We start from the raw sequence: 5,556 nt of genomic DNA, 5'->3' as shown, positions 1-5,556 counted from the left end.
CTTGAAAAAGAAACCTAGAAAATTTGTTCTCCATACAACACCACCTCTCCCCTATTAATCTTATTATTCTAACTATTCCCAACTTAATAATAGTGTATTACCTTTATACGAGAACAACAAATCAGTTTTCCCCCTATGCGCAAGAAAAAATTTTTTTCTAAAAATTCATTATTATATTTTCAGTTTTTATTTGTACATCGGTTATATACCTTGGTATTAATATGAATTTATTAATTTAAATAAAAATCACAAATGATATTTCAGATTATTCAGATACTGTGATATCATATTAATATATACATTGTGCAAACTTTTTAAAACCTTCCCTTTATACGAAGGAAACTTTGAGTGAGGTGTTAATATGGGAGAAAAAAGAGATAATACTTTATCTTCAGTGAAAAACGCATTAAGGGTTTTAAAAAGTTTTTCTATAGAAGAACCTGAGAAAAAAATCACTGATTTAGCTAATTCATTGAATTTAGGTACTAGTACTGTTAGTAGGTTGATGACCACTTTAGCTAGTGAGGGCTTTGTATACAAAAAAAACCAAAGGTATCGTTTAGGCTGGCCCCTTCTTTCATTAAGTGGGGTAGTTACTTCAGACATTGAAATTCACACCGAAGCTACACCTGTTCTACACTCTTTATTAAGTAAAACAGGTGAAACATCCCATCTAAACATATTGGAAAATAGGGAAGTAATTTGTATTCATAAAGTTGAAAGTAATCATACTGTGCGCACTTTTACTCATATAGGAAGTAGAAATCCACTTCATTGCACAAGTTCTGGGAAAGTCCTGCTTGCATTTAATGAAAAAGATTTATTTGACGAAATTATTGAAAACGATCTCATTTCATACACTCATAACACAATATCAGATCCTAAGAAACTCAAGGAAGCCTTGAAAGAAATACGAGAACATGGCTATGCCATTAGCCGAGAGGAACTTTATCAAGGTGTCACAGCAATAGCAGCCCCTATTAGGGATTACACAGGGAGAGTTGTAGCTGCAGTTAATACAATTGGACCCATTCAAAGAATAAACTCTCATACTATTCCCAATCATATTAAGAGAGTGTGCGATGCAGCTAAAGAAATCTCTGAACGATTAGGTTATTTTCCGACCTATAAGTCGTAAATGAGTTTAATATTTTAATTCAATGATGACCATCTGTAGAAAAGTAAATGTTGTTAGTAGTAAAAACTCCTGGAGTGAAAAACCAGGAGTTTTTATAGTACAATCACATAAAATCTCTAACACATTTTTTAGCTACCAATTTTTAATAACGCCGAAAGATATAGAACCATTTTGAACTGCCATTTCTTCATGCATTTCATTTACAATCACAAACAAATGATCTGTATGATTGTTAATTTTTATCGACACTGTAATCAGTAAGTTTATCATTTTTATCAATCGGCCTTTTCTTTACTCCGTCCAGACATCCAAGTAGCAATACTACTTGGAATAAATTAGGTCATGTAACACTCATGAGCTTTATAATTTTCTCAATCCTATTTGAACATCCTCCGAGCAGTAACAGGCACCTAACCCAACTCACAAATACTAACCCTTCAAAACCCCAAACATCCCTTCTTTATGTTTGCTTGCTTTTAATTTAGTCCATCCTTCATCATCGAGAGTGACTTATTCTTTCATGATCTTTAGCTTCAAACTTTGCTCAATAATGCTTGGGTAAGAACTGATTTTTCCTGCTGGTGGCAAATTAGAGAACATCGAATTTCCTGATACCGTAATTAAAGCAAGGTTGCCAAAATCAACAAGGTCGCGCTATTCCCAAGAAACACCTTCAACTGGATGTTGTGGGTAAAATTGTTCAATGGAAGTTCTAAACCGAATTTGCCAGTCGTCACACATGGGTGAAATAATTTCTTTATCCATGTATAAATACCCATCTTTGTATAAAAGATAATCAAGGTATGTAAAGACGATTCTTTAGTAACCAAATCCACTAATAGTCTCATCGTCAAAGTTTGAATGGATCACTTTTGTTTTACAGTAAGTAAAAACGCCTATCACCACCGAATTATGTCGATTCAACTTCGACACCCCCCCGGCGGTGACAGGCACATCAATCAACTTTGCAGCACCCCCATGTTGAGTTGATTCGCTGGTCGATGAAAACCAAACAGATTACCACTATCATCCATAATATTTTTTTAATTTTTCAGCCATAGCTTATGAAATATTGGCCAACCGTATCCACTTAGTTGAATGCCTTGCACAGTTGTTTGGTATGTATTCTGTTCGGATGAATGGACAGTAAAGATAATAGTAGCATCCTCTGTTAACTGTTCTTCGACTGCTAGAAATGCTTGGATAAAGCTTTCATCATCAGACTGTTTTTTGATCGTTTCAAACCCTTTGTTTAATTCCTTACGTTGGGATTCGTTAAGAAATCTGCGGATTCCATATTCATTACGAAGCAAGATGAGAATGGACAATTTGATATTATCTTCAAATCCTTCTCCAGTGTATATCGCATCAAATGATAACATCAGTTGTTCATTGTAAAGATCCGACAATTCAATCGGATGCACGACTACCTTAATGCCGATCTCAGATAGTTTTTGTTTCATCCAATAGGCATCTTCTAAAAAATCCTCAAATCGCAAGGCAGCTAAATGGATTGTTTCCCCTTCATAGTTAGAGTTTTTAAGTAGTTGTTTCGCTCTTTCTATAGAATGATTTATCTTCTTACCATCGCTTCTTTCCGGAATAAAACTGGTAGAAGCAGCGATTCTTGGCTGACCTAGTTGTTCGATCATATCATGGGGATTCACCATTGCTTTTACAGCCTGTCTAAAGTAACGACTTTGATGCACACCGTCCTTTTTCATATTAAAAATGATATAATTACTGCCATTATCATGGACGGTATATGTAGAGGTCGTCGCTTTATTCTTCTCCAAAGGATGTTCGGTAAAAAAGTGTAACGTATTTAAATGACTTTCAGGAAGTTTCCATAAATGAACCTGATCGATAAAGGGTCTTCCTTGAAAATGATCATCAAAAGCATTCAGTATAATTTTGTCTTTTTCTTGGTATTCGACTCTGTATGGCCCAGTTCCTATTGGGCATGAGTCTTTGATATTAGATTCTGCCGGAATAATAGATGTATAGATCGCACTTAAAAAATGCGGAAATACATGATTCCCATCCTTTAAGTGAAACGATATCGTGTACTTGTTTTGGATCGTTATATCTTCTATGCCTTCCAACAACCATTTATTTGGAATGTTTGTCTCTTCGTTGATTAATGCTTGAAATGTCCCCTGGATATCTTTCGCCGTTAATAGGCTTCCATCATGAAAATGAATTCCTTTGCGAATATAAAAACTCCAAATAGTATAATCCTCATTCGATTCCCATCCATTTGCAAGATGAGGTTCGATCGTTTTACTGTCCACATTATACCGAACCAATGTATCAAAAATCTCATTCAGTATATGAGCCTCTGTAGCAACCGTTACAAAAAAAGGATTCAGATTGTAAAGGCTATGTTGTAGAGGAATATGTAAAACATCATTCAATTCCTCTTCGTCCTCGATCTGTTGGATCCCAAACGCCTTTTGAATGGTAGATAAAAGAGTCTCTTGTAGTCCAGAGGAAAAATTATTTTCCATTGCGAAGCTCATGGCTTCTTTCACTTTCCCCTTCTGTACCAATGTTTCCACATGAAGAAGGACCGCTGCATCCATCGATTTTAAAAACGTTAAAGTAGACTTTTTTCCACGTCCACGTTGGCTTTTCCAATGAACATACCCCTCCTCGATCCACCTCTGAAGTATATAGTGGACATTCCTAGAAGAACAGAAAAGGACATCGGCAATTTCTTGTTTAGATATGTAGATTTCTTCTGCTTGTTCGTATTCAGGGAGACGTTTCAATTCAATATAATACTCTAATACATCCACGGAACAACCGACTCCTTAAAATATGAAAATATAAAAGCATTCCTTGCACTTTTTCTTTCCTACTTTCCATTATACGATTAACACGGAGGAAGGAGAAGAAAGCTAATGACTTTATCAGAGTTTAAACAATTTCATGTAAATATCAAAATTCGCATGATTGTCTCTTTTGTTTCGGATGTAGCAGAGATGAGTATATTTCCTTTTATGGCGATTTATTTTTCTACTCAGCTAGGGTTAGCTTGGGCTGGAGGAATTTTAACGTTTACAACTGTTGTCTCGATCATCTGTGGCCTATATGGAGGCTCTTTCGCAGATCGGTTTGGTCGAAAGAAAGTCATGGTAGTAGGGTATTTTATTCAGACAACGTCATTTATGATGATCGCCCTTGCTAATTCTCCATGGTTTGAATCCGTATGGCTTACCTTTCTCATGTTCTTCCTATTAAGTATTACAAGTAAATTTACTGATCCAGCATCAGAAGCACTCTTAATCGATGTTAGTTCGGAGGTAGAGCGCCCCTCCATATATCGATTTATCTATTGGTCGACAAACCTAGCCTTCGCCATTGGAATCGTTCTTGGTGGTTTGTTCTTTATGAGCCATAAATTTGAGTTATTTTTAGGGTTTGCGATCCTATCCATATTCACCTTGTTGTTGACGCTACTTTGGATTCAAGATCAACATGTCCCAAGCAAAGAGGATCCTCGGAGCTTGCTTTCCAACTATGTAGAAGTATTTAAAGATTCCCGTTTTATGGTTCTTTGTCTTTCAACGCTACTCATTATATCGTTAGAGTTTCAGCTCTATGGCTTTATCGCCGTTCGTCTAAATGAAGACATTCATTCTTCTCTATTTGGATTTGTTATAGACGGTCCAAAAATGTTAAGCATTTTAATTATAACGAACACCATGATTGTGATCTTTGCCTCTAGTATCATTGGAAAAGTAGGGAATAAAATGAAGATAAACACGGCTTTATTTCTCGGCTTGTTTCTCTATGTCATAGGTTACAGTTTCTTAGCCTGGAATGGAATGATAGTGGTCTTAATAGCAGCTATCGCGATTGCCACTGTAGGAGAACTTCTTTTCCAGCCAATTCGATCAACCTACGTAGCCCAACTAGCAAACAAAGATGCAAGGGGCTCCTATTTAGCCGTTAGCGGACTCACCATGGATGCAGGCCAAATCTTAGGGAGCTTAGGACTACTAGTTAGTGCTTTAGTAACGAATGGAATGATGGCAGGGATGTTCATTTTAATAGGCGGAGTTGGAGTTTTAGGTTTCTATTGGGCCATTCAGGATAGCAGGATAAAGATTAGTAGAAACATTGCTTAGAAAAAGGGCCTGTCACCACCCGGATTATGTATAGGTATAGAGGAAGGCACAACGCAGATAAATCCGCTAGTTGTGCTTCTATCTCTTTAAACAGGTAACTTTCCCTTTAATAATTTGGAGGGCTTTTTACGTAATACTGATTACAGTAGTTACAAAGTTTATTCCGATCTTCACCATAATACAGGAATTATTAAGATCTTATTTAAAATCCATATTTTTAAAAGCCTCCAATAAGACACCACCCCCACACCTCTTTGCTATAGTAGTTTTCTAAGTCTTGTA

The 5,556-nt window shown here is 36.2% G+C and carries 3 protein-coding genes; 2 read left to right on the top strand and 1 reads right to left on the bottom strand.

Features of this window, described 5'->3' with window-relative positions; translation table 11 throughout:
• Window positions 1-361 precede the first annotated feature (361 nt).
• Window positions 362-1,138: an IclR family transcriptional regulator gene (locus JCM9140_RS21385; protein WP_034751510.1), complete on the top strand. Its 777-nt coding sequence runs from the start codon at window positions 362-364 to the stop codon at window positions 1,136-1,138.
• A gap of 1,043 nt (window positions 1,139-2,181) precedes the next feature.
• Here the strand turns inward: JCM9140_RS21385 and JCM9140_RS21380 are convergent.
• Complete coding sequence (locus JCM9140_RS21380) at window positions 2,182-3,939, bottom strand: ABC transporter substrate-binding protein (RefSeq protein ID WP_034751507.1); 1,758 nt, start codon at window positions 3,937-3,939, stop codon at window positions 2,182-2,184.
• A 105-nt stretch (window positions 3,940-4,044) separates the two neighbouring features.
• Between JCM9140_RS21380 and JCM9140_RS21375 the strand changes: the two genes are divergently transcribed.
• Window positions 4,045-5,274 carry an MFS transporter gene (locus tag JCM9140_RS21375; RefSeq protein WP_034751504.1) on the top strand — a complete coding sequence of 410 codons (1,230 nt, stop codon included), beginning with the start codon at window positions 4,045-4,047 and terminating at the stop codon, window positions 5,272-5,274.
• Window positions 5,275-5,556: the final 282 nt, after the last annotated feature.

The organism is Halalkalibacter wakoensis JCM 9140 (assembly GCF_000513095.1).
Lineage (GTDB): Bacteria > Bacillota > Bacilli > Bacillales > Bacillaceae_D > Halalkalibacter > Halalkalibacter wakoensis.
The sequence above is the reverse complement of the archived record's forward strand: the minus strand, read 5'-3'. Positions and strand labels throughout refer to the sequence as shown.

What these genes read in the sequence shown, in the direction of transcription:
- JCM9140_RS21385 (WP_034751510.1), top strand. Translation starts at nt 362, where the DNA reads ATGGGAGAAAAAAGAGATAATACTTTATCTTCAGTGAAAAACGCATTA.
- JCM9140_RS21375 (WP_034751504.1), top strand. Translation starts at nt 4,045, where the DNA reads ATGACTTTATCAGAGTTTAAACAATTTCATGTAAATATCAAAATTCGC.